Source organism: Uliginosibacterium sp. H1 (assembly GCF_036017065.1).
Classification (GTDB): Bacteria; Pseudomonadota; Gammaproteobacteria; order Burkholderiales; family Rhodocyclaceae; genus Uliginosibacterium.
In genome coordinates this window covers 588,825-612,795 of the sequence record NZ_JAYXHR010000001.1, presented here as the reverse complement: position 1 = coordinate 612,795, position 23,971 = coordinate 588,825, and the positions used below count along the sequence as shown (strand labels likewise).

General features: G+C 64.8%; 23 protein-coding genes. 12 read left to right on the top strand and 11 right to left on the bottom strand.

Annotated elements, in window-relative coordinates; all coding sequences use genetic code 11:
- Positions 1 to 63: 63 nt before the first annotated feature.
- From sucC to VVD47_RS02715, 7 genes are all read left to right on the top strand, one after another.
- Complete coding sequence (sucC, locus tag VVD47_RS02745; protein ID WP_327601865.1) at positions 64 to 1,230, top strand: ADP-forming succinate--CoA ligase subunit beta; 1,167 nt, start codon at positions 64 to 66, stop codon at positions 1,228 to 1,230.
- Between the two features lie 24 nt (positions 1,231 to 1,254).
- Positions 1,255 to 2,148, top strand: a complete 894-nt coding sequence (sucD, locus tag VVD47_RS02740; protein ID WP_327601864.1) for a succinate--CoA ligase subunit alpha — start codon at positions 1,255 to 1,257, stop codon at positions 2,146 to 2,148.
- Between the two features lie 154 nt (positions 2,149 to 2,302).
- Positions 2,303 to 3,013 (top strand): TerC family protein, encoded by a 711-nt coding sequence (locus tag VVD47_RS02735; protein ID WP_327601863.1) that lies wholly within the window; start codon positions 2,303 to 2,305, stop codon positions 3,011 to 3,013.
- Between the two features lie 4 nt (positions 3,014 to 3,017).
- Positions 3,018 to 3,971: an ornithine cyclodeaminase family protein gene (locus tag VVD47_RS02730; RefSeq protein WP_327601862.1), complete on the top strand. Its 954-nt coding sequence runs from the start codon at positions 3,018 to 3,020 to the stop codon at positions 3,969 to 3,971.
- A gap of 52 nt (positions 3,972 to 4,023) precedes the next feature.
- The gene (locus VVD47_RS02725) at positions 4,024 to 4,797 is read left to right on the top strand and encodes an FHA domain-containing protein (protein WP_327601861.1); all 774 of its coding nucleotides are present in this window, start codon (positions 4,024 to 4,026) and stop codon (positions 4,795 to 4,797) included.
- A 133-nt stretch (positions 4,798 to 4,930) separates the two neighbouring features.
- A complete protein-coding gene (locus VVD47_RS02720; RefSeq protein WP_327601860.1) occupies positions 4,931 to 5,698 on the top strand; it encodes a 3',5'-cyclic-nucleotide phosphodiesterase in 768 nt (255 codons plus the stop codon).
- Positions 5,699 to 5,791: 93 nt separating this feature from the next.
- Complete coding sequence (locus VVD47_RS02715) at positions 5,792 to 8,158, top strand: GspE/PulE family protein (RefSeq protein WP_327601859.1); 2,367 nt, start codon at positions 5,792 to 5,794, stop codon at positions 8,156 to 8,158.
- A gap of 50 nt (positions 8,159 to 8,208) precedes the next feature.
- On the opposite strand, the gene VVD47_RS02710 is transcribed toward VVD47_RS02715, so the two are convergent.
- Together VVD47_RS02710 and mnmC are read right to left on the bottom strand one after the other, a co-directional pair.
- Positions 8,209 to 10,086 (bottom strand): HAMP domain-containing methyl-accepting chemotaxis protein, encoded by a 1,878-nt coding sequence (locus VVD47_RS02710; protein WP_327601858.1) that lies wholly within the window; start codon positions 10,084 to 10,086, stop codon positions 8,209 to 8,211.
- 156 nt (positions 10,087 to 10,242) lie between these two features.
- Entirely contained in the window at positions 10,243 to 12,099 is a 1,857-nt protein-coding gene (gene mnmC / locus VVD47_RS02705) for a bifunctional tRNA (5-methylaminomethyl-2-thiouridine)(34)-methyltransferase MnmD/FAD-dependent 5-carboxymethylaminomethyl-2-thiouridine(34) oxidoreductase MnmC (protein WP_327601857.1), read from the bottom strand.
- Between the two features lie 135 nt (positions 12,100 to 12,234).
- On the opposite strand from mnmC, the gene VVD47_RS02700 reads away from it, so the two are divergent.
- Positions 12,235 to 13,125 (top strand): dienelactone hydrolase family protein, encoded by an 891-nt coding sequence (locus VVD47_RS02700; protein WP_327601856.1) that lies wholly within the window; start codon positions 12,235 to 12,237, stop codon positions 13,123 to 13,125.
- A gap of 137 nt (positions 13,126 to 13,262) precedes the next feature.
- Positions 13,263 to 13,877: an outer membrane beta-barrel protein gene (locus tag VVD47_RS02695; protein WP_327601855.1), complete on the top strand. Its 615-nt coding sequence runs from the start codon at positions 13,263 to 13,265 to the stop codon at positions 13,875 to 13,877.
- An 82-nt stretch (positions 13,878 to 13,959) separates the two neighbouring features.
- Here the strand turns inward: VVD47_RS02695 and VVD47_RS02690 are convergent, their stop codons facing one another.
- The 4 genes from VVD47_RS02690 to uxuA form a co-directional block, all read right to left on the bottom strand.
- A complete protein-coding gene (locus VVD47_RS02690; protein ID WP_327601854.1) occupies positions 13,960 to 14,739 on the bottom strand; it encodes an SDR family NAD(P)-dependent oxidoreductase in 780 nt (259 codons plus the stop codon).
- Between the two features lie 90 nt (positions 14,740 to 14,829).
- The gene (gene uxaC / locus VVD47_RS02685; RefSeq protein WP_327601853.1) at positions 14,830 to 16,233 is read right to left on the bottom strand and encodes a glucuronate isomerase; all 1,404 of its coding nucleotides are present in this window, start codon (positions 16,231 to 16,233) and stop codon (positions 14,830 to 14,832) included.
- 73 nt (positions 16,234 to 16,306) lie between these two features.
- Positions 16,307 to 17,164 (bottom strand): SDR family oxidoreductase, encoded by an 858-nt coding sequence (locus VVD47_RS02680; protein ID WP_327601852.1) that lies wholly within the window; start codon positions 17,162 to 17,164, stop codon positions 16,307 to 16,309.
- Positions 17,161 to 18,231, bottom strand: a complete 1,071-nt coding sequence (gene uxuA, locus VVD47_RS02675; RefSeq protein ID WP_327601851.1) for a mannonate dehydratase — start codon at positions 18,229 to 18,231, stop codon at positions 17,161 to 17,163. The genes VVD47_RS02680 and uxuA overlap by 4 nt, the downstream gene beginning before the upstream one ends.
- Positions 18,232 to 18,428: 197 nt before the next feature.
- On the opposite strand from uxuA, the gene VVD47_RS02670 reads away from it, so the two are divergent.
- The gene (locus VVD47_RS02670; protein ID WP_327601850.1) at positions 18,429 to 19,115 is read left to right on the top strand and encodes a GntR family transcriptional regulator; all 687 of its coding nucleotides are present in this window, start codon (positions 18,429 to 18,431) and stop codon (positions 19,113 to 19,115) included.
- Between the two features lie 84 nt (positions 19,116 to 19,199).
- Here the strand turns inward: VVD47_RS02670 and VVD47_RS02665 are convergent, their stop codons facing one another.
- The 5 genes from VVD47_RS02665 to VVD47_RS02645 are packed head-to-tail and all read right to left on the bottom strand — an operon-like array spanning position 19,200 to position 21,825.
- Positions 19,200 to 20,189 (bottom strand): NAD(P)H-dependent glycerol-3-phosphate dehydrogenase, encoded by a 990-nt coding sequence (locus VVD47_RS02665; RefSeq protein ID WP_327601849.1) that lies wholly within the window; start codon positions 20,187 to 20,189, stop codon positions 19,200 to 19,202.
- Entirely contained in the window at positions 20,189 to 20,623 is a 435-nt protein-coding gene (locus tag VVD47_RS02660; protein ID WP_327601848.1) for an SH3 domain-containing protein, read from the bottom strand. The genes VVD47_RS02665 and VVD47_RS02660 overlap by 1 nt, the downstream gene beginning before the upstream one ends.
- Before the next feature lie 4 nt (positions 20,624 to 20,627).
- Positions 20,628 to 21,086 carry a protein-export chaperone SecB gene (gene secB / locus VVD47_RS02655; protein WP_327601847.1) on the bottom strand — a complete coding sequence of 153 codons (459 nt, stop codon included), beginning with the start codon at positions 21,084 to 21,086 and terminating at the stop codon, positions 20,628 to 20,630.
- Between the two features lie 56 nt (positions 21,087 to 21,142).
- Entirely contained in the window at positions 21,143 to 21,406 is a 264-nt protein-coding gene (grxC, locus tag VVD47_RS02650) for a glutaredoxin 3 (protein WP_327601846.1), read from the bottom strand.
- Between the two features lie 5 nt (positions 21,407 to 21,411).
- Positions 21,412 to 21,825, bottom strand: coding sequence for a rhodanese-like domain-containing protein (locus tag VVD47_RS02645; RefSeq protein WP_327601845.1), 414 nt, complete (start codon positions 21,823 to 21,825; stop codon positions 21,412 to 21,414).
- Between the two features lie 143 nt (positions 21,826 to 21,968).
- On the opposite strand from VVD47_RS02645, the gene gpmA reads away from it, so the two are divergent.
- Both gpmA and VVD47_RS02635 read left to right on the top strand, forming a co-directional pair.
- Positions 21,969 to 22,718 carry a 2,3-diphosphoglycerate-dependent phosphoglycerate mutase gene (gpmA, locus tag VVD47_RS02640; RefSeq protein WP_327601844.1) on the top strand — a complete coding sequence of 250 codons (750 nt, stop codon included), beginning with the start codon at positions 21,969 to 21,971 and terminating at the stop codon, positions 22,716 to 22,718.
- A gap of 233 nt (positions 22,719 to 22,951) precedes the next feature.
- Positions 22,952 to 23,968: a murein hydrolase activator EnvC family protein gene (locus tag VVD47_RS02635; protein WP_443080923.1), complete on the top strand. Its 1,017-nt coding sequence runs from the start codon at positions 22,952 to 22,954 to the stop codon at positions 23,966 to 23,968.
- The last annotated feature ends 3 nt before the right edge of the window (positions 23,969 to 23,971 follow it).

The window sequence follows — 23,971 nt, the reverse complement described above, 5'->3', positions numbered from 1 at the left end:
CAGGCAACCCACCTCCTGCCGGCCTTCGCAAGCAGGCCCGGCATTCCCGTTCGAAGGGCAAACATGAAGATTCACGAATATCAGGCCAAGGAAATCCTTCGCAAGTTCGGCGTCGTGACGCCGCGCGGCATTCCTTGCTTCAGCGTCGATGAAGCGGTTGCGGCTGCCGACCAGCTCGGCGGCAACATCTGGGTGGTCAAGGCCCAGATCCACGCCGGTGGCCGTGGCAAGGGCGGTGGCGTCAAGCTGGCTCGCAGCAAGGACGAAGTGCGTACGATCGCCGGCCAGATCCTCGGCATGCAGCTGATCACGCACCAGACCGGCCCGGAAGGCCAGAAGGTGCGTCGCCTCATGATCGAAGAAGGCGCCGACATCAAGAAGGAATACTACGTTGCCGCGCTGACTGACCGCGCCACGCAGAAGGTCGCCATGATGGCGTCTTCCGAAGGCGGCATGGACATCGAGGAAGTCGCCCACAACACGCCGGAGAAGATTTTGAAGGTCTTCGTGGATCCGGCAGCGGGCCTGACCACCGAACAGGCGCGCGAACTGGCTGCCGGCATCGGTGTTCCCGAAGCCTCGATCCCGCAAGCGATCGACTGCCTGCAGAAGCTCTACACCTGCTACATGGAAACCGATGCCTCGCTGGCGGAAATCAACCCGCTAATCCTCGAAGGCAACGGCAACATCAAGGCGCTGGACGCCAAGTTCAACTTCGACTCCAACGCGCTGTTCCGTCACCCGGACATCGTCGAGTACCGTGACCTGGACGAAGAAGATCCGGCTGAAATCGAGGCCTCCAAGTTCGACCTGGCCTACATCTCGCTGGAAGGCAACATCGGCTGCCTGGTGAACGGCGCCGGTCTGGCCATGGCGACCATGGACACCATCAAGCTGTTCGGCGCCGAGCCGGCCAACTTCCTGGACGTGGGTGGCGGCGCGACGACCGAGAAGGTCACCGAAGCCTTCAAGATCATGCTCAAGAACCCGGCCGTGAAGGGGATTCTGGTCAACATCTTCGGCGGCATCATGAAGTGCGACACCATCGCCAACGGCGTGGTGACGGCTGCGCGCGAAGTGAAGCTGGCCGTGCCGCTGGTGGTCCGCATGAAGGGCACCAACGAGGATCTCGGCAAGAAGATCCTGGCCGACTCCGGCCTGCCTATCATCTCGGCCGACACCATGGCCGAAGCCGCCCAGAAGATCGTTGCCGCCGTTGCTGGCAAGTAAGCCGCAGGCGAGGAGCTAGTAAACATGTCGATTCTCATCAACAAAGACACCAAGGTCATCACCCAGGGCATCACCGGCAAGACCGGTCAGTTCCACACTGAAAAGTGCCAGGAATACGCCAACGGCAAGAACTGCTTCGTGGCCGGTGTGAACCCGAAGAAGGCCGGCGAGTCCATCTTCAACATTCCCATCTACGGTTCGGTGAAGGAAGCCGCCGGTGCCACCGGCGCGACCGTGTCGGTCATCTACGTGCCGCCGGCAGGTGCCGCCGCCGCCATCTGGGAAGCCGTCGAGGCCGACCTGGACCTGGCGATCTGCATCACCGAAGGCATCCCCGTCCGTGACATGCTGGAAGTGCGCAACAAGATGAAGGCCAAGGAAGCCAAGGGTGGCAAGAAGACCCTGCTGCTGGGCCCGAACTGCCCCGGCCTGATCACGCCCGACGAAATCAAGATCGGCATCATGCCGGGCCACATCCACCGCAAGGGCCGCATTGGCGTCGTGTCGCGTTCCGGCACGCTGACCTATGAAGCCGTGGCGCAGCTGACCGAAATCGGTCTGGGTCAGTCGTCCGCCGTGGGTATCGGTGGCGACCCCATCAACGGCCTGAAGCACATCGACATCATGCGTGCCTTCAACGACGATCCGGATACCGATGCGGTCATCATGATCGGCGAGATCGGCGGTCCGGACGAAGCCGAAGCGGCGCAGTGGTGCAAGGCCAACATGAAGAAGCCGGTGGTCGGCTTCATCGCCGGCGTGACCGCGCCCCCCGGAAAGCGCATGGGCCACGCCGGTGCGCTGATCTCCGGCGGTGCCGATACGGCTGATGCCAAGCTGGCCATCATGGAAGAGTGCGGTTTCAAGGTGACCCGCAACCCGTCCGAGATGGGCAAGCTGCTGAAGTCGGTGCTGTAAGCGGCACGCGCTTCGACAAAAGCCCGGCGTCAGCCGGGTTTTTGTTGTCTGCCGGGTCGTTCTGTTTTGGCGCCACTTGATTTCGCTGGGCGTCTGCAGCGAACCAAAATGCGATAATCGCGTCTTTCGTCTTCTTCCTTACTCCAGGCCAGCCATGGATTTCCTGACACCCGAGTTCCTTACCGCCGTATTCCAGATCATCCTGATCGACATCCTGCTGGGCGGCGACAATGCCGTCGTGATCGCACTGGCCTGCCGCAGCCTGCCGGCCAAGCAGCGCATGCAGGGCATCATCTGGGGCACCGCCGGCGCCATCGGCCTGCGCGTGGTGCTGATCTTCTTCGCGATGCAGCTGCTGGAAATCCCGTTCCTCAAGATCGTCGGCGCCATCCTGCTGGTGTGGATCGGCATCAAGCTGCTGCTGCCGCATGACGATGAACACGCCAACATCCAGGCCAGCGATCGCCTGTGGGCCGCGGTCAAGACCATCATCGTGGCCGACTTCGTGATGAGCCTGGACAACGTCATCGCCATTGCCGGCGCCGCAGAAAAGGCCGGTGGCGACCATCAGGTGGCGCTGGTCATCTTCGGCCTGGTTATCAGCATTCCCATCATCGTGTGGGGCAGCCAGCTGGTCATCAAGCTGATGGACCGTTTCCCGGTGATCATCACCCTGGGCGGCATGCTGCTGGGCTGGATTGCCGGCCACATGGCCTACACCGACCCGGCGATCATTCCGTACGTGCCGCAGACCGACCTGACGAAGTACACCTTCGAGATCGGTGGTGCGCTGCTGGTGCTGGCCATCGGCAAGGCGCTGGCGGGTCGCAGCAAACCTGCCGCGGCCGACAACGCCTCGTCCTGAGCGCATGGCGCTCTACCTCACCGAACAGGATGTCGGCCGTCTGGCCGACATCCGCCTGGCGCTGGACGCGGTCGAGGCCGCGCATCGCGCCCTGGCACTCGGGGAGGCGATGGACATCCCGCGCCAACGGGTACGCACTGGCTCCGCCATGCAGCATGTCCTTCAGGCCGGCTGGCCGGCGCGCGGGGTGATGGGTTACAAGGCCTACACCAGTTCGGCCCAGGGCGCCCGGTTCTGGCTCCACCTGTTCGACAGTAGTACCGGCGAGCCGCTGGCAGTCATCGAGGCCGACCGGCTGGGGATGCTGCGTACCGGCGCGGCCAGTGGGGTGGCGGCGCGCTATCTCGCTCGCCAGGACGCGCGCCGGGTGGCGCTGATCGGTGCGGGCTGGCAGGCGCGTGGCCAGGTTCTGGCCCTGGCGGCAGTATGTGAAGTCACGTCCTTCAAGGTTTTCGCGCGTCGATCCGATAAGCTGGAAGCATTCTGTGCGGAGATGGCGGCGGAAACCGGCGTTCCGATGGAGCCGGCCACGTCGGTGCAGGAGGCCGTGGAGGGCGCGGATATCGTCGTGACCGCCACGACTTCCCCCAGGCCCGTGCTGGAAGGGGCCTGGTTGATGCCGGGCATGCACCTGAGTGCGGTGGGTTCCAATTCGCTGATCCGCCGTGAGCTGGATGAAGCGGCTGTGCGGCGCGCAGACGTCGTCTGCGCCGACAGTCGTGGCAGTGCGTTTGCGGAGGCAGGCGACCTGTTGCCGTTGATCGAGAAAGGGCGACTGTTGCCCGGTGCCGTGGTTGAATTGGGAGAGCTGGTGGCAGGTTTCCGGCCCGGACGTACGGCCGCGGACCAGGTCACCTTGTTCGAATCGCAAGGCATGGCCTTGCAGGACATCGCGCTCGGGGCGGCAATCCTGCAGCGTGCACATGCCGCAGGCGTCGGCGCGGCATTACCCTACTGATATTCCGTGCAGTCCATCGACATGGACGGCGACGCGGGGTTCGAGGAAAGACATGGCAAAGCTGATACTGAGCATGGACGGACTGGTGCTCAAGGAAATTCCGCTGACGAAGGAGCGCACCTCCATCGGTCGCAAGCCGCACAACGACATCCAGATCGACAATCTGGCGATCAGCGGCGAGCACGCGGCCATCGTGGCGATCCTGAACGACGCCTTTCTCGAAGACCTGAATTCCACCAACGGCACCTACGTCAACGGCCAGTCGATCAAGAAGCACGTGCTGAAGGACAACGACGTCGTGGAGCTGGGCAAGTACCGCCTGAAGTTCCTGAAGGACGCGCCTGACTTCTCGGCGGGCAGCACGTTCGAGAAGGCCTTCGTCGCCGCCCCGGAAGCGGCAAAGCTGGGGGCTTCAGCCAAGACCCATACCGACACCATGCTCGGCTTCCAGCCGGAAACCACGCTGACCGAAGCTTCCACCACCAGCAGCGGTGGCTGGAGCGCGGCCCAGGGCGAGCAGCCGGCTGCGCCGGCAACTACGGCTGCCGTCGGCGAACCGGTGGGGGTGGTGCAGATCCTGTCGGGTCGCAACGCGGGCCGCGAACTGGACTTGTCCAAATCGCTCACGACGCTGGGCAAGCCGGGCTTCCAGGTGGCGGTCATCACGCGGCGCCCGCATGGCTATTTCATTACCCACGTGGAAGGCGACAGCTTTCCGATTCTCAACGGCAAGCAGCTCGATGCCCAGGCGCACTTGCTGAGCGACCATGATGTCATCGAGATTGCCGGCGTGAAGATGGAGTTCTACCTGCGCCCGGTAGCGTGAGTGACGTCACGCCGGCACAAGCTTTTGGCGTGCGGCGCAAGAGGCGGCTTGCCAGAATGCGGATGATGGGCGCCTGATTGCGGGCGCTTCCGGTGCGTGTGGCCCGGTCATTGTCGACGGGTGAGGAGAGCGGGTGGAGCTGAAGGTCCTGGGTTGCAGCGGCGGCATCGGTGGGCTGGACCAGCGCACGACTTCGCTGCGTGTCGACCGCGACATCCTGATCGATTGCGGCACTGGCGCGGGCATCCTCAGCGTCGATGAACTGGTTGGCATCGACCATATCTTCCTGACCCATGCCCACCTCGACCACATTGCGCTGCTGCCCTTGCTGGTGGATACCGTGGGCGACCTGCGCGAACGGCCGATCACCCTTTACGCCACCGATGCGACGCTGAAGCTGATCCGCTCGCATATCTTCAACTGGCTCATCTGGCCGGACTTCACCGCCATCCCGGATCGCGTCAATCCTTACCTGCGCATGCAACCGCTGCGGGTGGGCGAGGGGGTGGAGCTGGGCGGGCGGCGCATCACGGCGATCCCCGCGCTGCATTCGGTGCCGGCGGTCGGTTACTGGCTGCAGTCCGAGGGCGGCAGCCTGGTGTTCTCGGGCGATACGACCATCTCGGAGAGCATGATCGAGGCGGTGAACCGCATCCACGACCTGCGCTACCTGCTGATCGAGACGGCTTTCTCCAATTCCCAGCAGGACCTTGCGATGGCGGCACGCCACCTGTGCCCCAGCATGCTGCATCGCCTCCTCGATCGGCTGACCGGTGATCCGGAGGTGTTCATCACCCACCTCAAGCCCGGTTTCGTGGAGCGTACTGCGGAGGAAGTGCTGGCCTACGCTGGTCGCCTCCGGCCGCGGATTCTGGCGAACGACCAGGTTTTCCGTATTTGATCCGATCTGATCCGTCATCGCGGCCTGTGCCGGCCGCGGTACCCTGACGTACCCCCTGTCGAGAGCGCCGTCTGCGCTCAAAGCGAGTAGCCCATGTCGACTTCCAGTGCAGCACCGGCCGCCAAGGGCGGCGGAGACCTCTCCCGACGCCTCGCCTTCTTCAAGGGCCTGCAGTCACTCACGGCGCGCATCCACGCCACGCAGAACATCGACGAGATCATCTTCGAGGTGTCCACCGAGGTGTGCAGCCTGTTCGGCGCCGAGCGGGTGACGATCTACACCGTGGATGAGACGAAGAGCACGATCAGCTCCCGCGTGAAGACCGGCCTGCACGTCGCCAAGAGCATCCGCCTGCCGATTTCCGACCGCAGCATCGCGGGCTACTGCGCCATGCATCGCATGATGCTCAGCGTGCAGGACGTGTATGACGACGCCGAACTCAAGCGCATCTCGCCCGGGCTGGAATTCCGCAAGGAGGTGGACGAGCGCAGCGGCTTCCGCAGCAAGCAGATGCTGGTCGCGCCGCTTTTCAACGTGGAGGACGATGAGCTGCTGGGCGTCATGCAGCTCATCAATACCGTGCATGGCAAGCCGTTCGCGCAGATCGAGGAAGAGGGCGCGCTGGGGCTCGCCCAGACGCTCTCCATTGCGCTTGCCCAGCGCATGCGTGCCGAAGAGCCGCTGCGCTCGCGCTACGACTACCTGGTGGTGTCCGGACGCCTGAATCGTGCCCAGCTGGAGACGTCGAGCGAGGCGGCACGGCAGCGCGGCATCACGGTGGAGCAGGCGCTGATGGAGGACTTCAAACTGGGGCTTGCCGACATCGGAGAGTCCATGGCGCGCTTCTATGGCGTCAGCTACGAGCCTTTCAAGCCGGAACGCATCAAGCCCATGGACCTGCTGCGCAACATCAAGCGCGAGTACGCCATGAAGAGCCGCTGGGTGCCGCTGGAGGACGGGCCGGAAGGGCTGGTCGTACTGTCGCCGGATCCGGAACAGGTGATCGGCAGCCGTGTCGCCCAGAACGTCTTCCATCACGCCAAGCTGTCTTACCGGGTGACGACCGAGCGCGAGTTCGAGCAGACTGTCGCGCAGTTCTTCGACCTGCAGATGGATGACATCGCGGTGGGCGACCTGTTGTCCGATCTCGGCGACGACGATCGGGACCCGGCGCAGAGTGACGAACTGTCCGCCGCGTCCGACAACGAGCTGGTGAAGCTGGTCAACCGCATCATCGTCGACGCACACCGCCAGGGCGCGTCCGACATCCACATCGAGCCGCGGCCGGGCAAGGAAAAGACCATCGTGCGCTTCCGCAAGGACGGCTCGCTGGTGCCCTACATCGAGGTGCCGGCCAGCTATCGCAGCCCGCTGGTGGCGCGCATCAAAATCATGTGCGACCTCGACATCGCCGAGCGTCGCAAGCCGCAGGACGGCAAGATCAAGTTCCGCAAGTACGGCCCGCTCGACATCGAGTTGCGGGTGGCCACGGTGCCCACGGCCGGCGGCATGGAAGACGTGGTGATGCGCTTGCTGGCGCAGGGCGAGCCCCTGCCGCTGGACAAGCTGGCGCTCTCGCCGCACAACCTCAGGCGCCTGCAGGAGACCGTCACCAAACCGTATGGCATTTTCTTCGTCTGCGGTCCGACCGGCTCGGGCAAGACCACGACGCTGCACTCGGTGCTGAAGTACATCAACACGTCGGACACCAAGATCTGGACAGCCGAGGACCCGGTGGAAATCACCCAGCGCGGACTGCGGCAGGTGCAGATCAACCGCAAGGCGGGGCTGGATTTCCCGACGGTGATGCGTGCTTTCCTGCGGGCCGACCCGGACGTCATCATGGTGGGTGAAATGCGCGACGCTGAGACCGTATCGATCGGGCTCGAAGCCTCGTTGACCGGCCACCTCGTGCTGTCCACGCTGCACACCAACAGCGCGCCGGAATCCGTGGTGCGCCTGCTGGACATGGGCATGGACCCGTTCAACTTCGCCGATGCATTGCTGGGCATCCTGGCGCAGCGTCTTGCCAAGCGGCTGTGTCCGACCTGTCGCGAAGCCTATGAACCCGAAGGCACCGACGTCGATGCCTTGCTGGATGAATACTGCGAGGACCTGCGCAAGATTCCGGCCTTCGCGGCGAACGCCGAGGCCGAGCGCGAGAAGGTGCTGGACGACTGGCTGGCGCGCTTTGCCAACGACAAGGGCAGGCTGAGCCTGTACCGGTCGGTGGGCTGTACCGACTGCAACAACACGGGTTACCGCGGTCGCGTCGGCCTGCATGAACTGATGCTCGGCACCGACGACGCGAAGCGCAAGATCCAGACCCGGGCGCTGGTCAGCGACCTGCTGGTCACGGCGCTGGAAGACGGCATGCGCACGCTGCGCCAGGATGGCATCGAGAAGGTGCTGCAGGGGCTGACCGACATGGCCCAGGTGCGCAAGGTTTGCCTGCGCTGAGGGCCGGGGCTCGCACGCCATGAGCGCCGCCGCCCCGGCGGCGTTTCCGTTCAGAACTGCGTGAAGGCGGCCTCGTTGACCGGATCCAGCACGGCGGCCTGGTCGTTGCGACGCTTGCTCCCCTTGCGGGTGGTCGCGGCAGCCAGGGCGGGGTTGTTCAGCTTAAAGAACTCGATGATCTGCTGCAGTTCTTCGGCCTGACCATTCATTTCCTCGGCGGTGGCCGCCAACTCCTCGGAGTTGGAGGCGTTCAGCTGCGTGGTCTGGCTGAGCTGGCTGATCGCCGAGTTGATCTGGTGCACGCCCGCGGTCTGCTCCGACGAAGCGGCGGTGATCTCCTGCACCAGGTCCGAGGTCCGGCGGATACTGGGCACCATCTGCTCCAGCAGGCGGCCGGCGCGTTCAGCCAGTTCCACGCTGTTGCCGGCCACGGTGATGATCTCCTGCGCGGCTACCTGGCTGCGCTCCGCCAGCTTGCGCACCTCGGCGGCGACGACGGCGAAGCCCTTGCCGTGCTCGCCGGCACGCGCGGCCTCGATGGCTGCGTTCAGCGCCAGCAGGTTGGTCTGGTAAGCAATGTCGTCGATGATGCCGATGCGGTTGGCAATCTCCTTCATGGCGGTGACGGTGGAGCGCACCGCTTCGCCGCCTTCGGTCGCCTCGCTGGCCGCCGCCGTGGCCATGCCGTTGGTGGTGCGGGCGTTCTCGGTGTTCTGCGTGATCGAAGCGGTGATCTCCTCGATGGAGGCGCTGGTCTGCTCGACCCCGGCAGCCTGCTCACTGGCCGCCTGCGACAACGACTGCGAGGTGAGGCTGATCTGCTCCGATGCGCCGGTGATCGACTCCGCGCCGCGCTTCACTTCGCTGACGACCTGGGCCAGTTTGTTGACCGTGCCGTTGACGTATTCCTTCAGGTCGGCGAAGGCGCCCTCGTACTGCTTGTCGATGTGCTGGGTGAGGTCACCGTCGGACAAGCCTTCCATGACCCGCAGTACGTCGGCGATGCTGGCGCCGGTCGTCGCGGTCAGCCGGTTGAGGCCATCCGCCATGTCCTTCTGGAAACCTTCCAGGCCGGTCGTATCGACGCGGCTGTTGAAGTCGCCGTGGTTGGCCGCTTCCACCACGCTTTGCTGGCTGGCGATCACCTGCCGCAATTGCGTCACCATGTTGCGCATCGCGGCGAGTAACTGCCCGGTTTCGTCGCGTGTGGTGTTCTCGATCTGCATGCCGAGATCGCCGCGGCCCAGCCTGTTTGCGACATCTACCGCTTCCCGCAAGGGCCGCACGATGCTGCGGGTCAGCGCCCAGGCAATGCCTGCGCCCAGCAGCAGTGCGACGGCACCCAGCGAGAACATCCACCGCCGGGCGGAGTGGTATTGCTGCAGGGCGGATTCGTGATCGGAGCGAGTGGCCTCTTCCTGCAGGGCGGTGTTTTCGTCGATGACATCCTGCCAGCGCGTCGACGCAGGGGCCGCCCTGTCGATGAGCAGCCTGCGTGCCTCGGCGTCCTTGCCGGTCATGGCGAGCTCCAGCACCTTGTTGTTGAGCGGCCGTGCCTCTTCCTCGCTGGAGTGGATGCGGGCGCGGATGGCCTTGGCCTTGTCGCTGGGCGGCGGAAACTGTTCGAGTGCCGTGCGGGCCGAGTTGTAGCGCGCCCGCGCCTCGTCGATCTTCTTGTGCTCGGTGACCTGCGCGTTGCTCTCGTCGAGCAGCACGATGGTGCGCATCACGCGCGCGACGATGTGGACCGATTCAGACATCTCGCTGAGCAGGCGCGTCTTCTCGTTGTTGACGGTGACGATCTCTTCCAGGCGGGATTCGATCGCTGCCATGCTCATGATGCCGGCGACGATGAGTACGACCAGCAGTGCGAGGACCGCACCAAAGCCGGCGGCAAGCCGGCTCCCGATCTTCATGTTGGAAAACATTGGCGCTCCTTGTCAGGGACAGAGGAGGCATTCATGAGAATTCATGACCGAGCCGCAGTCATTCCTTTGTCATGGAATGCCAGAATGTCTGTCTACGACGGGGGCACAGGCGGCTGAAGTGCCGTGCCCAAAGGGGCAGGAATATCAGTCTGCCCGTCAGGCCGGCGCCGAGTTGGCGAGGTCGAAGCGTAGCGGTGAGAGCATCGCGACCAGGTCGCGCTCCAGCGGCAAGGGCTCGCCGTGGAGCTGGCTGGCCAGCAGCTCGGCACACAGGCTGCCCCACACCAGCCCGCGTGCGCCGTAGCCGTTGAGCAGGTGCAGGCCGGGCCTGCCGGCTTCTCCTGCCACCGGCAGCTTGTCCAGGGTGACGGGGCGCAGTCCGACGCGGCCGGCGAGGCCGGATGGCGAAATACCGTGGGCATAGCCCGGCAGCATCCGCTGCAGCTTGTCCAGGTTCTCGGCGTGTTCCGCCTCGCGCAATTCCATGGCGAGGTCATCGACCAGGAAGCTGGCGCCGGTGGGTATCAGCCCATCGACCGCAGGTGTCACGTAGCCTTGACCGCACACGACGCTCTGCAGCGAGGCGACTGCCGTCGCGGCCAGATGGCTGACCTGGCCGCGGGCAGCACGAAGCGGCAGGCGGGCGAATCCCCCCAGGCGACGCGCGTCGTGCGCGTTGGCAAGGATCAGTACCGGCGCACTGGCGATGATTCTCCCTTCGTCATCGAGCGCCTGCCACAGGCCATCAGCATGGCGGATGCGTGCCACGTTGCGGCCGTAGTGGCTGCTGAGGCGTGCGCCGGTGGCCGCGAGGCTGGCCGTGCACAAGCTGCCAGGTTGCACCCAGCCGCCTTGCGGAAACCACCAGCCACCGTAGGCGCAGGGCTGGCCGCACAGCGTGGCGGCTTCGTCGGCGCTCACCCAGCGGACGAATTCCGGCGGTAGCCCCAGCGCGGCGATGGCCTCGCGCTGCTTGCTTGCCTGACGCTCGTCCCGGGCCAGGTGCAGGGCGCCGCAGCTGGCCCGGCGGATGGGGTGGCCAGCATCGGCGAGGCGCGCGAAATGTCCGAGCGCAAAGCTGAAGCCGGCCCGGGTCAGGCGCGACAGGGGTTTGTCTTCCACGCTCGGAACAGGGCGGAAGGCGCCGGCGATATTGCCGGAAGCGCCTTGTGCAGGCGCGTCGGCGGCATCCACGAGGTCGACCTGCCAGCCGCGCAAGGCCAGCCGTTCGGCCAGCCCGCAACCGGCGAGGCCTGCACCGATGATCAGCGCATGGCGGACGGCCGCGTCTGCAGCAGGCGCCACTCCATCGCGTTGGCCCGTCAGCATGTCGCGCTTGCCGCCGAAGCCGGGGCGCTTTTCAGTCGTGAAGCCCGCTTCGGCCAGGCCGTGACGCACAGCCGCGGATACCGACCAGGTGGCCAGCGTGCAGCCGGGTCGTGCCGCTGCCGCAAGGGCGGCGAAAACCGGGGGGCTCCACATGTCGGGGTTGCGGTCCGGGGCGAAGCCGTCGAGGTAGATGGCATCGGCCTGTGCCACCAGTTCCGGGAGCGTCTCGGCGGCGTCGCCGAACAGCAGGCTCAGCACCACGCGGCCGCCCTCCAGTTCGATGCGATGGAAGCCGGGCACCAGCAGCGGCCAGCGTTCGCACAGGGCGTCGCTCAGCGCCTTCGGCACGCCAGCGTCGTGATGGGCCTGCGCCAGGTCATCGGCCGGGAAGGGGTGCTTCTCGGCAGAAACGAAGTGCAGCCGTTCGCAACGCCGTGGGTCATCCCGCCACGCCGCCCAGGTCGCTAGGAAGTTGTGGCCCAGGCCGAAGCCGGTCTCGACGATGCAGAAGCGTTGCTGTCCCTGCCAGCGTACCGGCAGGTCGTTTCCCCGCAGGAAGACGTGTTCTGCCTGCGCCAGGGCGCCGGCCCGGGTGTGGAAGACGTCGCCGTAAGTGGCCGAGTAGGGCGTGCTGTCACGCTGTTCCAGGCGGGCGGGGATGAGTGGGGTGGGGCGATGGGGCACGGCGCGGGAGAAGTGTAAAGGTACGTATGGTAGCGGCGGCCGTTCAGAACTTTGCTCTACGCTGCGGCGTCCAAACCCCGCGCGTGTCATTGACCTCGCATATTCCTGTTCGCTATCGACGGAGGTAGTCCAGCCATGAGCCAGAAGTCTGCAACACCCCTGGTCAGCCAGGAAGTCATCGCACTGTACGACGAATACACTCACGCGCCGCTGGAGCGCCGCGTGTTCATGAAGCGCCTGACGGCGATTACCGGTAGTACCGCGGCCGCCTACACCGTGCTGCCGCTGCTGGAGAACAACGTGGCACAGGCGCAGCTGGTCAAGGGCGACGACCCGCGCGTGGCAGTCGAGCGCATCGGCTTCCAGGGCGCCACGGGTGAAGTCCGCGGCTACCTGGTGTCGCCCAAGGCGGCTACCGGCAAGCTGCCGGCGGTGATCGTGATCCATGAGAACCGCGGCCTCAACCCGCACATCGAGGATGTGGCGCGCCGCATCGCGCTGGCCGGTTACCTCACGCTGGCCATCGACTACCTCAGCCCGCTGGGTGGCACGCCGGCGGACGAGGACCGTGCCCGCGACATGATTGCCAAGCTGGACCAGGCCCAGGTGACGGCCAACGGGCAAGCCGCCATCCAGTTCCTGAAGACGCATGCACGCTCCACCGGAAAGGTCGGCGCGGTGGGTTTCTGCTGGGGCGGGGCGACGACGAACCGCCTGGCGATTTCGGGCGCCGATCTCGGCGCCGGCGTGGTGTATTACGGCGGGGCGCCGGCCAACCTGGCCGACGTGCCCAATCTGAAGGCGCCGATGCTGTTCCACTACGCCGGTACCGACACCAACGTGAACAAGACCTGGCCGGACTACGAGGCTGCGCTGAAGGCCGCCAACAAGAAGTACGAGGCCTATATCTATGAAGGCGGCATCCACGCCTTCAACAACGACACCAGCGCCGCGCGTTACAACGAAACCATCGCCAAACTGGCATGGCAGCGCACGCTGGATTTCTTCGCCAAGAACCTCGCCTGAACGTCGCGTTGAAGGGCTGTGCCGCCAGTCGGTGCAGCCCACCGGTCAGTTGAGCCCGGACGGTATTGCGCTAGACTCCCGCCGCCACGCCGTGGTGGCGCGTCCGTCCGGACCGCCAAAAGACTGACGGGGGTTCCATGAAGAAGATTGCCTGTGCCGCGCTGCTTGGCGCGCTGTCCGTAACGCAGGTCGCATTGGCGCAGGAGCGGCCGCTTCGCTTCGTCGTGACCGGTGGCCTGACCTTCGGTGGCGACACGCTGATCACGACCAATTACACCAACGGCCGCTCCTACGATACGAAGGCAGGCGGCCTGGTGCAGATAGGCGGCGGTGTGCTGTGGCAGCCTTCGAAGTTGCCGCTGGCCCTGCAGGCGACCATCAATCTGCACTCGGACGGCACCATCGCCCGCAACGGCGATTCCAGTTTCACCCGCTTCCCGCTGGAAGTGATCGGCTTCTATTTGCCGCACCAGGACTGGCGGATCGGTGCCGGTGTCCGCTACGTGTTGAGTCCCGAGGCCGAAGCCAGCCAGGACGGTTACGCAGATACGAAGCTGGAGTACAAGGACACGACGGGCTTCGTGGTCGAAGCCGGCTACCAGGTGTTCAGCAATGGCTGGGTGAGCCTGCGCTACGTGAACGAGGAATACGAGCTGGAGTCGGCGCGCTACGGCAACTCGTCGTTCAACGTGTCCAATGTCCGCAAGGCAGACGGCAGCCACGTCGGCGTCTTCTTCAGCTACGGCTTCTGAACAAGCGCGAGTGCAACAAGAAAGCCCGTCCTGAGACGGGCTTTTTCTTTTCCATTTTCCGACACCGGAACCATGGAAAAGATCAGGGCATGAACTGGCCGCCGTTCACATCCAGGATCTGCCCCGTGATGTAGCCGCTCGCAGCATGGGACGCGAGGAAGACGAAGGCCGGTGCGATGTCTTCCGCCACACCCAGGCGGCCAAGGGGGATGTTGCCGGCGATGCGTGCCTTGGTTTCCGCCGTCTTGTCGGCATGGAACGCGGTGTCCACCGTGCCCGGCGACACCGTGTTGAAGCGGATGCCGTCGCCGGAGTGATAGTCCACCCAGTTCTTCTGCACGTTGTGCAGGGCCGCCTTGGTGGCGCCGTACAGCGACGCACCCGGGCCGCCGCCGGTGTGGCCGGCGATGGAGCCGACGAGGATCACCGACGAAGTCTTGCCGCTGGCCTGCGCCGCCGCCTTCAGGTGCGGCAGCGCAAAGCGCGTGGTCATGATGGCGGAGCGCACATTCACGTTGATGACGTCGGCAAAGAAGGCGTCGTCGATCTGGTCCAGCGGCTTGCGTCCTACCAGGCCGCCGGCGTTGTTGATGAGCACATCGATGCCGCCGAAGCGGGCGACGAATTCGGCCACCATGCGTTCGCAGTCGGCAGTGCTGGCGATGTCGGCCTGGAAGAACTCGGCCTCGCCGCCCTGGCTACGCAGTCCGGTGAGCGTGGCGTCGAGGCCTTCCGGCTTGCGCCGGCCATTGAGACCGACCTTTGCACCGAGTTGCGCGAAGGCCTGTGCCGCGGCGAGGCCGATGCCCATGGTGGATCCGGTGATGAGGATGCGTTTGCCTTTGAGGTCTTCGAAATACATGCGGGGATTCCTCTTGTTCTGGATGTGGCCGGAAATGCCAGACGGAATGCAAAAGGGCCGGCGAACCGGCCCCGATGAGTGCAGTGAAGCTTACAGGCCGAAGTACTGGTCGGCGTTTTTGTAGCAGATGCCTTCGACGATTTCGCGCAGCAGCTTCCAGTCCTGCGGGAATTCACCGTTCTCTACCCAGCCGCCGATCATGTTGCAGAGGATGCGGCGGAAGTACTCGTGGCGGGTGTAGGACAGGAAGGAGCGCGAGTCCGTCAGCATGCCGACGAAGGCGCCGAGGTTGCCCAGCTGCGACAGCGCGGTGATCTGGCGGATCATGCCGTCCTTCTGGTCGTTGAACCACCAGCCGGAACCGAACTGCATCTTGCCGCGCACCTTGCCGTCCTGGTAGTTGCCGATCATGGTGGCCAGCACTTCGTTGTGGATCGGGTTCAGGCAGTACAGCACCGTCTTCGGCAGCAGGTCGTCACCATCCAGTGTGTCGAGGAAGCGCGCCAGCTTGGCGGAAATCAGGTCATCGCTGATCGAATCCCAGCCGGTGTCCGGGCCGAGGTTCTTGAACTGGCGGGTGTTGTTGTTGCGCTGCGCGCCGATGTGCAGCTGCATCGCCCAGCCACGACGCGCGTACTCGCGGCCGAGGTGCAGCAGGACCGCCGTCTTGAACTCGTCGGCCTGTTGCTTGCTGACCGATTGGTTGCCCATGGCCTGGGCCAGCGTGGCGCTCAGCGTGGCTTCGGAAGCTTCGGCAAAGAAGGCCAGGTCGATGGCGTGGTCGGACAGCTTGCAGCCGTTGGCGGCGAAGTAGTCCAGGCGCGCATCCAGTGCCTTCAGCAGATCGGCGAAGCTGTTGATGGCGACGCCGGACACGTCCGCCAGCTTGCGGATGTAGTCCTGGAAACCGACGCGGTCGATGTTGAAGGATTTGTCCGGGCGGAAGGTCGGCAGCATCTTGACCTTGAAGCCGGAGTCGGCGGCGACGGCCTTGTGATAGGCGAGGTCATCGACCGGGTCGTCCGTCGTGCACACCACGCGCACGTTGGAGCGCTCCATCAGGCCACGGGCGCGCAGTTCCGGCTTGGGCAACTGGGCGTTGGTCAGCTCCCACAGTTCGTCGGCGGTGGCGGCGGAGATCACCGTCTTCGTACCGAAGTAGCGCTGCAGCTCCAGGTGGCTCCAGTGGTACAGCGGGTTGCCGACGCCGTACGGCAGGACGGCGCAGAAGCGGCGGAATTTTTCCTGGTCCGGCTGGTTACCGGTAATGAAGTCCTCGGTGATGCCGGAGGAGCGCATGAAGCGCCACTTGTAGTGGTCGCCGCCCAGCCAGATCTCGGTGACGTTGCGGTATTGCTTGTTCTCGGCGACTTCCACAGGCGGCAGGTGGCAGTGGTAGTCGATGATCGGTTGGGGTGCCGCGAACTCGTGGTAGAGCTTTTGCGCGGTGGGGGTTTCGAGCAGGAAGTGCTCGTCCATGAAGTTCTTGGCCATGCTGTGAGTCTCCAACTGCAGTCAGACTGAAGGACGGGAAAACGAATAGTTGTCTGACTAATTATACGCCCGCTTATACGCCTGCATAAGCGGAGAAACCGCCGTCGACCGCCACGATCGTGCCTGTCACAAAACCTGACGCTTTCGGCTCCACCAGCCACAGCAGCGTACCGATCAGTTCGTCGGCCTCGCCGAAGCGACGCATCGGTGTCTGCGCGACGACCTTGCGCGCGCGGGGCGTGAATTCGCCGTCGTCCTGGATCAGCAGCTTGTGGTTCTGTTCGGTGATGAAGAAGCCGGGGGCGATGGCATTCACACGCACGCCGCTCTGCGCGAGGTGGGTGGCCAGCCATTGCGTGAAGTTGCTGACCGCGGCTTTCGCGTTGCTGTAGGCCGCCACCTTGGTGAGCGGCTTGAAGGCGCTCATGGAGGAGATGTTGATGACGGTGCAGCCGGGGCGGCCGAGCATCTGCTTCGCGAACACCTGCGTCGGCAGCAGCGTGCCCAGCAGGTTCAGGTCGAACACGAAGCGATAGCCCTCGATGTCCAGGTCGAAGAAGGTGGTGTTGGCCGGGTCGGCCTCCGCCTGCTCGGCATCGTAGTACTCGAGGTTGCTGACCCCCTTGGGGTGATTGCCGCCTGCGCCGTTGATGAGGATGTCGCAGGGGCCGAAGCCCGATTCGATCTGCCGGGCGACATTCTCCAGCGCGGCGCGATCCAGCACGTCGCAGCTCACGCCCAGCGCGATGCCGCCGGTGGCCTCGATCTCGGTGGCGAGCTTCTGCGCCTTGGCGAGGTCGCGGCCGACGATGATCACCTTTGCACCGCAGGCAGCCAGCGCGCGGCACATCGCCGAACCCAGCACGCCGGCACCGCCGGTGACGACGGCAACCTTGTTGTTCAGGTCGATCGAAAACGGAAGTGGGCTCATGCGGTGGCGGATTCCTTGGTTCGCTGCGGGGAGAGTTTGCTGACGGCTTCCCACAGACCGTTGAGGTAGACCGCACCGAGGGCGCGGTCGTACAGGCCGTAGCCGGGCTTGCCGGTTTCGCCCCAGATCATGCGGCCGTGGTCGGGGCGGACGTAGCCTTCGAAGCCGACGTCATGATACGCCTTGATGATCTCGGCCATGTCCAGCGAGCCTTCGCATGACAGGTGGGCAGACTCGAAGAAGGTGCCGTCTTCCTGCACGGACACATTGCGCAGGTGGCCGAAGGGGATGCGGCCCATGCCGCCGAACTCCCGCACCAGCGACACGATGCTGTTGCACAGGTCCGCGCCCAGCGAGCCGGAGCACAGCGTGATGCCGTTGGCGGGCGTGTCGACGATCTTCACCAGTCTCATCAGGTCATCGTGGTTCTTGACGATGCGCGGCAGGCCGAAGATGGGGCGGGGCGGATCGTCCGGGTGCATCGCCATGCGGATACCCACTTCTTCCGCGACCGGGATGATGCGCTTCAGGAAGTATTCCAGGTTGGCCCAGAGTTGATCTTCGCCAACGTTGCGGTATTCATCGAGCAGGGACTTGAGCTGCTCCGGCTTGTAGCTGCTGTCCCAGCCGGGCAGCGAAATGCCTTGCTCGGGATCGATCTTCGCCACGGCCTCGGCGTCGAAGGCCAGCGTCAGGGAGCCATCGGGCAACTCCATCGCCATCTCGGTGCGGGTCCAGTCGAAGACCGGCATGAAGTTGTAGCAGATGACCTTCACGCCAGCCGCTGCGCAGTTGCGGATGTTCTGGCAGAAGTTGTCGATAAGGCGGTCACGCGTCGGCTTGCCGAGCTTGATGTCTTCGTGGACCGGCACGCTTTCGACGACATCGAACTTCAGGCCGACGCCTTCGATGCGTGCCTTCAGGGCCTGCAATTTCTCGAGCGGCCAAACTTCGCCTACCGGCACATCGTAGATAGCGGATACGATGCCGTACATGCCGGGAATCTGGCGGATGTATTCGAGCTTGACCGGATCGTTTTCGCCGTACCAGCGGAATGTCATTTTCATGGAAGTGTCCTTGGCGTGTTGCCTGCAGAGGGGCAATTCAACTATAGGGAAGGAATCCGGAAATCGTCCGGAAGTGCGGCTGATCGAGGCAGGGCGGCAGGGTTCCGCCCGACCGGGATCGATGTCTTGTATGGTAGTATATTTCGTATCGCCTGATCGTCAAGTCTGATGATCAGTTTTGTCTGGCAGCGAGCAATATGAGCACCATCATTCCCCTTCGTCCTGACAACCAGTCCTCCATAGCGGCACAGATCCACCGCCGCCTGAGGGAGGACATCGTGCGCGGTGCGCTGGCGCCCGGGCAGGCCTTGTCGGAGAGCGAGATCTCCACGCGGTACGGCATCAGCCGCCAGCCGGTGCGGGAGGCGTTCATCCGGCTGGCCAACGACAACCTGGTCAGCATCCAGCCGCAGCGTGGCACCTTCGTCGTGCGCATCTCGGTGAAGGACGTCATGGACGCCCGTTTCGTGCGCGAGGCAGTGGAGGTCGCGGTGGTGCGGGAGGCCGCCCGCAACGCGACGACGGCCGCCATCGCGGCATTGCGCGAGCTGGTGGAATGCCAGAGGCAGGTCGCCGCCGGTGACAACGATGCTTTCCTGGCGCTGGACGAAGCCTTCCACCAGGAACTCGCCCACGCCGCCGGGCGCCGATCGGCCTGGCAGGCGGTCGATCGCATCAAGGCCCAGATGGACCGGGTCCGCTACCTGAGTTACGAGGCCGCCACGCCGGTGGATCGGCTCATTGCGCAGCACGAGCGCATCGTCGATGCCATTGCGGCCCGCAACCCGGATGAAGCCGAGGCGGCCGTTCGTGCGCACCTGGAAGAAATCCTGGAGTCCCTGCCGGAGATCGCCCGCCAGTATCCGGAAGTGTTCGAGCGCTGAGTCAGGTTGTGAGGCGGGTGGATCGGTGACAAGCAAAGGGCCGCATCAAGCGGCCCTTTTGTGTTTCTGTATTACGTTGGTAGGTCAGCGTTCCACTTTCGGGTCTCGCGTCATCAGGTTTTCCACGACGTCGCGTGGCGAGATGCGGCCGTCGAGCACGGCGGCGACCGCGCGGGTAATCGGCATGTCGACGCCCAGCGAATCGGCGCGTTGCACGACCACGCGGCAGGTCAGCACACCTTCGGCGACGTGACCCAGTTGTTCCAGTATCTGCGGCAGTGCCAGTCCTTGTGCCAGCATCAGGCCGACCCGACGGTTGCGCGACAGATCGCCCGTACAGGTGAGGATGAGGTCGCCCATGCCGGCCAGGCCCATCAGGGTCTCGCGGCGGCCGCCCAGCGCTTCGGCCAGGCGTGCGATCTCGGCCAGCCCGCGGGTGACCAGTGCCGCGCGGGCGTTGTGGCCGTAGCCAAGTCCGTCGGTGATGCCGGCGGCGATCGCCAGCACATTTTTGACCGCACCGCCGATCTCGGCGCCGACGACATCGTCATTGGCGTAGAGGCGCAAGCGGGGGTGGTGCAGCGCTTGAACCCAGTGGCGGGCGAAGTCGAGATCATTCGCCGCGAGGGTGATCGCGCCGGGCAGGCCGCGTGCCACTTCATCGGCGAAGCTGGGCCCGGTGAGCACACCGTACGGCACGCCGGCAGGCAGCTCGGCGTCAGCCACTTCGTGCGGCAGCAGGGCGCTATCCGCCTCGAAACCCTTGCAGGCCCACAATACGGGCGGGCAGGCTGCAAGCCCGGCGAGTCTGCGCAGGGTAGGGCGCAGACCGGCAACCGGCGTCACCACCAGGGCGAGTTCGGCACCGGCGCAAGCCTTTGCGATGTCATCGTGCAGGCTGATGCTGGCGGGGAACTCGAAGCCGGGCAGGTAGCGTTCGTTACGGCGGCTGCCCGCCATGTCCGCGATGTGATCGGACTCATGCGACCACAGGCTGACGGCGTGTTGCGGGGCGTAGGTGAGGGCCAGCGCAGTGCCCCAGGCACCGGCCCCCAGTACGGCGATGTGCGCCATCAAAGACCCCAGACGGACTTCAACGGCACGAAGCCGATCTGGCCATCGCGATGACGGACGCGTACCCAGCCGTTGGCGGGAGGCTCCAGCAGTTCCAGCACGACGTCCTTGCTGGCGGAGAACACCACCGGTGCAGCGTCGCTGGCCGTGAGGCGGGCGTCCGCGCCGGACGCCGTGACGATGAGCTGCCGTTGCGCGCCGAGCTGGCTGCGCTCCACCCAGCCCAGGCCACCGCCCTGTTCGCGGACCTTGATCCAGCCCTCCAGTGACACGATGACTTCCACCGGCGTGCCCTTGAGCAGGATGAACAGGGGCTTCGCCTGGCGAGAGCCGGCGTCGTAGACGATGGCGTTGTCGGTCAGGCTGCGATACTCCAGCGCCTGGGCGGCGCTGGAGACCAGCAGACCGACGATCAGCAACAGGGCGCCGCGCATGGTCTTACTGGATGATCGGCGAAGCTTCGGCCTGCTGTTGCTGCAGACGGGCCTGGTACATGCCTTCGAAGTTCACCGGGTTCAGCAGCACCGGCTGGAAGCCGGCACGGGTCACCGCATCGGAGATCGCTTCGCGGGCGTACGGGAACAGGATGTTGGCGCAGCCGATCATCAGCACCGGCTCCAGTTCGGCTTCCGGAATGTTGCGCAACTGGAAGATGCCGGCCTGGGCGACTTCCACCAGGAACATGGTGTTCTCGCTAGCCTTGGCCGTCACCGTGCACTTGAGGGTGACTTCGAAGAAACCGTTCTCGATGGCGTTGGCGCCAGTGGAGAGTTCCACGTTGACTTCAGGCTGGGTGCGGTCCAGGTAGATGGCCGGTGCATTCGGCACTTCCAGCGACAGGTCCTTGACGTAGATCTTCTCGATGTTGAAAACGGGTTGCTGTTGTTCGTCAGCCATGATGATTGTCTCGTTGATGGTTGTTGCTACGGTTCGGATGAATGGATCGGGTTGAATCAGTTGCCGCCGGCAAGCAGGGCATCCAGCTTGCCTGCGTGTTCCAGCGCGTACAGGTCGTCACAGCCGCCGACGTGCGTGTCGCCGATGTAGATCTGCGGCACGGTACGGCGGCCGGTACGTTCGATCATCGTGTCGCGCTCACCGGGGTCGAGGTCGACACGGATCTTCTCGATGTCGCTGACGCCCTTGCGGCGCAGGAGCTGCTCGGCGCGCACGCAATACGGGCACACCGCCGTGGCGTACATGATGATGCGCGGCATGGTGCTTACTTGCGGCCCTTGACCAGGGGTTGGCTGGCCTGTGCCCAGGCATCCACGCCACCGTCCAGGTTGACGGCACGCTCGAAGCCCAGCTTGGCCAGGATGCCGCGCGCCGAGCCGGAACGGTTGCCACTCTGGCACACGACGATGACAGGTTTGTTCTTCAGCTTGTTGAGTTCGTCAGCACGCTTCTCCAACTCGCCCAGCGGGATGTGGCGGGCGTTGGGAAGGTGGCCGCGCTCGAACTCGGCGGCTTCGCGTACATCGAGTACGGCCGCGTCTTCGCGGTTGATCAGCGTGACGGCCTGGGCCGGCGATACACCGTAGCGGCCACCACCGCGGAACATCGGTGCCAGCAGCATGCCGCCGCTGACGAGGGCCATCACGATCCAGAAAACGTTGTGGGTCAGGAATTCCATGCGCAGGGACAAGAAAGAAGAGCGGGAAGGGAAGCAGAATCTGCCTGCCGGTCTGGCGGCGTGGGCAATCCGATACAATATCATCTTTGGCGCCAGGCCTTCCTTTCCCCTGCTGTTGCAACCCTCCGAATAGGTTAGAACCCATGTACAAGATCGTATTGCTGCGTCACGGCGAATCCACCTGGAACAAGGAAAACCGCTTCACCGGCTGGACCGACGTCGACCTGACCGAGCACGGCGTGAATGAAGCCATCGCTGCGGGCAAGCTGCTCAAGAAGGAAGGTTATGCCTTCGACATCGCCTTCACCTCGGTGCTGAAGCGCGCCAACAAGACGCTCAACGTCGTGCTGGAGCAACTCGACCAGTTGTGGATTCCGGTCGAGCATTCCTGGCGTCTGAACGAGCGCCACTACGGCGCGCTGCAAGGCCTGAACAAGGGCGAGACCGCCGCCAAGTTCGGCGATGACCAGGTCAAGGTGTGGCGTCGTTCCTACGACGTGCCGCCGCCTGCACTGGAAGATGGCGACGAGCGCCTGGAAACCGGCGAACCGCGTTACGCCAACCTGAAGGATGGCGAGTTCCCGCGCACCGAATGCCTGAAGGACACGGTCGCCCGCTTCGTACCGTACTGGCTGGACACCATCGCTCCCGTCGTGAAGTCGGGCAAGAAGGTGATCATCGCCGCCCACGGCAACAGCATCCGCGCGCTGATCAAGTACCTGGACAACGTGTCCGAAGGCGACATCGTCGAGCTGAACATCCCGACGGCGCAGCCGCTGGTGTATGAACTGGACGCCGATCTGAAGCCCATCAAGCACTACTACCTCGGCGATGCCGACGCGATCGCCGCCGCCATGGCGGCCGTCGCCAACCAGGGCAAGGCCAAGGCCTGATGCTCCGGTTGCGCATGCGCTGCCTGCTGGTCACCGCCCTGGTGGCTGGCGCGGCGCATGCCGCGCCGATCGATGAGCGGCGCGACGAACTGAAAGGCCTGCGGGCGCAGATCGGCGCCCTGCAGGCTGAAATCTCCCAGAGCGAGGACGTGCGCGAGGAAGCCGCGGATCTGCTGTCCGAGGTCGAGCGCAGCATTTCCGGTGCGCAACGCCGCCTGCGCGAAATCCAGATCATGCGTGGCCGGCTGGATGTCGAGATCGTCCGGCTGGTCGAAGAGCAGGCCCGCCTGCAGGCCGAGGTCGATGCCCAGCGCCAGCGGCTGGGCGACACCCTGTACCGCATCTACGTGGAGGGCGGCCAGGCGGGGGCCCGGCGCTTCTTGGGAGGCGATGACCCCAACCAGCTTGCCCGCGATGCCTACTACCTGGAGCAGATCGCCCGCCAGCGCGCCAGGGCCATCGATGAAGCCAGGGTGTCGCTGAGCAACTTGCAGACGGTGCTGGCCGAGGTCGAGGCCAAGCGCGCCGAGTTGCTGGCGCTGGAGACCGAACGCAAGGGGCAGCAGAAGGAACTGGCTGCCCAGCGCGCCCAGCAGCGTGCCGTACTCAACGCGGCGGCCGAGAAGCTGCGGGTCCAGCGCCGCGAGATGAAGTCCCTGCAGCGTGACGAAGCGCGGATGGAAAAGCTCATCCAGGGCCTCGACCGGATTGCCCGAAACAATCCCCCCCCTGCAAAACCGCGCGGTCCTGCCGTAAACAAGCCAGCACCGTCAGGTGCATCCCAGTCCGCGCCCGGCGAGCGGGTGACCGGCATCGCCGGTGATGTGGCCGCACCCGACGACGGAGGTGATGGCGCGTTCGCGGCACAGCGCGGCAGGTTGCGCTGGCCGGTGCGCGGCGAACTACTGGGCCGGTTCGGTGCTCAAAGGACGGAAGGTGGTACCTGGCGGGGCGTGATGATCCGGGCTGCCGGGGGTAGCGACGTACGTGCGGTGGCCGGTGGTCGTGTGGCTTTTGCGGACTGGCTGCGTGGTTTCGGCAACCTCATCATCGTGGATCACGGTGAGGGTTACATGAGTATTTATGGCAACAACGAGTCGCTGTACAAGTCGCCGGGCCAGCCTGTCCGGCAGGGCGAATCGATTGCCAGTGTAGGCGCCACCGGGGGCGCGGAAGAATCCGGCTTATACTTTGAAATACGCTATCGCGGTCAGCCGCAAGACCCCGTCAAATGGATGACGGGGCGCTGATGC

Coding starts and splice junctions, on each gene's coding strand:
- sucC (WP_327601865.1), top strand. CDS start 64: ATGAAGATTCACGAATATCAGGCCAAGGAAATCCTTCGCAAGTTCGGC.
- sucD (WP_327601864.1), top strand. CDS start 1,255: ATGTCGATTCTCATCAACAAAGACACCAAGGTCATCACCCAGGGCATC.
- VVD47_RS02735 (WP_327601863.1), top strand. CDS start 2,303: ATGGATTTCCTGACACCCGAGTTCCTTACCGCCGTATTCCAGATCATC.
- VVD47_RS02730 (WP_327601862.1), top strand. CDS start 3,018: ATGGCGCTCTACCTCACCGAACAGGATGTCGGCCGTCTGGCCGACATC.
- VVD47_RS02725 (WP_327601861.1), top strand. CDS start 4,024: ATGGCAAAGCTGATACTGAGCATGGACGGACTGGTGCTCAAGGAAATT.
- VVD47_RS02715 (WP_327601859.1), top strand. CDS start 5,792: ATGTCGACTTCCAGTGCAGCACCGGCCGCCAAGGGCGGCGGAGACCTC.
- VVD47_RS02710 (WP_327601858.1), bottom strand. CDS start 10,086: ATGTTTTCCAACATGAAGATCGGGAGCCGGCTTGCCGCCGGCTTTGGT.
- VVD47_RS02700 (WP_327601856.1), top strand. CDS start 12,235: ATGAGCCAGAAGTCTGCAACACCCCTGGTCAGCCAGGAAGTCATCGCA.
- VVD47_RS02695 (WP_327601855.1), top strand. CDS start 13,263: ATGAAGAAGATTGCCTGTGCCGCGCTGCTTGGCGCGCTGTCCGTAACG.
- VVD47_RS02690 (WP_327601854.1), bottom strand. CDS start 14,739: ATGTATTTCGAAGACCTCAAAGGCAAACGCATCCTCATCACCGGATCC.
- uxaC (WP_327601853.1), bottom strand. CDS start 16,233: ATGGCCAAGAACTTCATGGACGAGCACTTCCTGCTCGAAACCCCCACC.
- VVD47_RS02680 (WP_327601852.1), bottom strand. CDS start 17,164: ATGAGCCCACTTCCGTTTTCGATCGACCTGAACAACAAGGTTGCCGTC.
- uxuA (WP_327601851.1), bottom strand. CDS start 18,231: ATGAAAATGACATTCCGCTGGTACGGCGAAAACGATCCGGTCAAGCTC.
- VVD47_RS02670 (WP_327601850.1), top strand. CDS start 18,429: ATGAGCACCATCATTCCCCTTCGTCCTGACAACCAGTCCTCCATAGCG.
- VVD47_RS02665 (WP_327601849.1), bottom strand. CDS start 20,189: ATGGCGCACATCGCCGTACTGGGGGCCGGTGCCTGGGGCACTGCGCTG.
- VVD47_RS02660 (WP_327601848.1), bottom strand. CDS start 20,623: ATGCGCGGCGCCCTGTTGCTGATCGTCGGTCTGCTGGTCTCCAGCGCC.
- secB (WP_327601847.1), bottom strand. CDS start 21,086: ATGGCTGACGAACAACAGCAACCCGTTTTCAACATCGAGAAGATCTAC.
- grxC (WP_327601846.1), bottom strand. CDS start 21,406: ATGCCGCGCATCATCATGTACGCCACGGCGGTGTGCCCGTATTGCGTG.
- VVD47_RS02645 (WP_327601845.1), bottom strand. CDS start 21,825: ATGGAATTCCTGACCCACAACGTTTTCTGGATCGTGATGGCCCTCGTC.
- gpmA (WP_327601844.1), top strand. CDS start 21,969: ATGTACAAGATCGTATTGCTGCGTCACGGCGAATCCACCTGGAACAAG.
- VVD47_RS02635 (WP_443080923.1), top strand. CDS start 22,952: ATGCGTGGCCGGCTGGATGTCGAGATCGTCCGGCTGGTCGAAGAGCAG.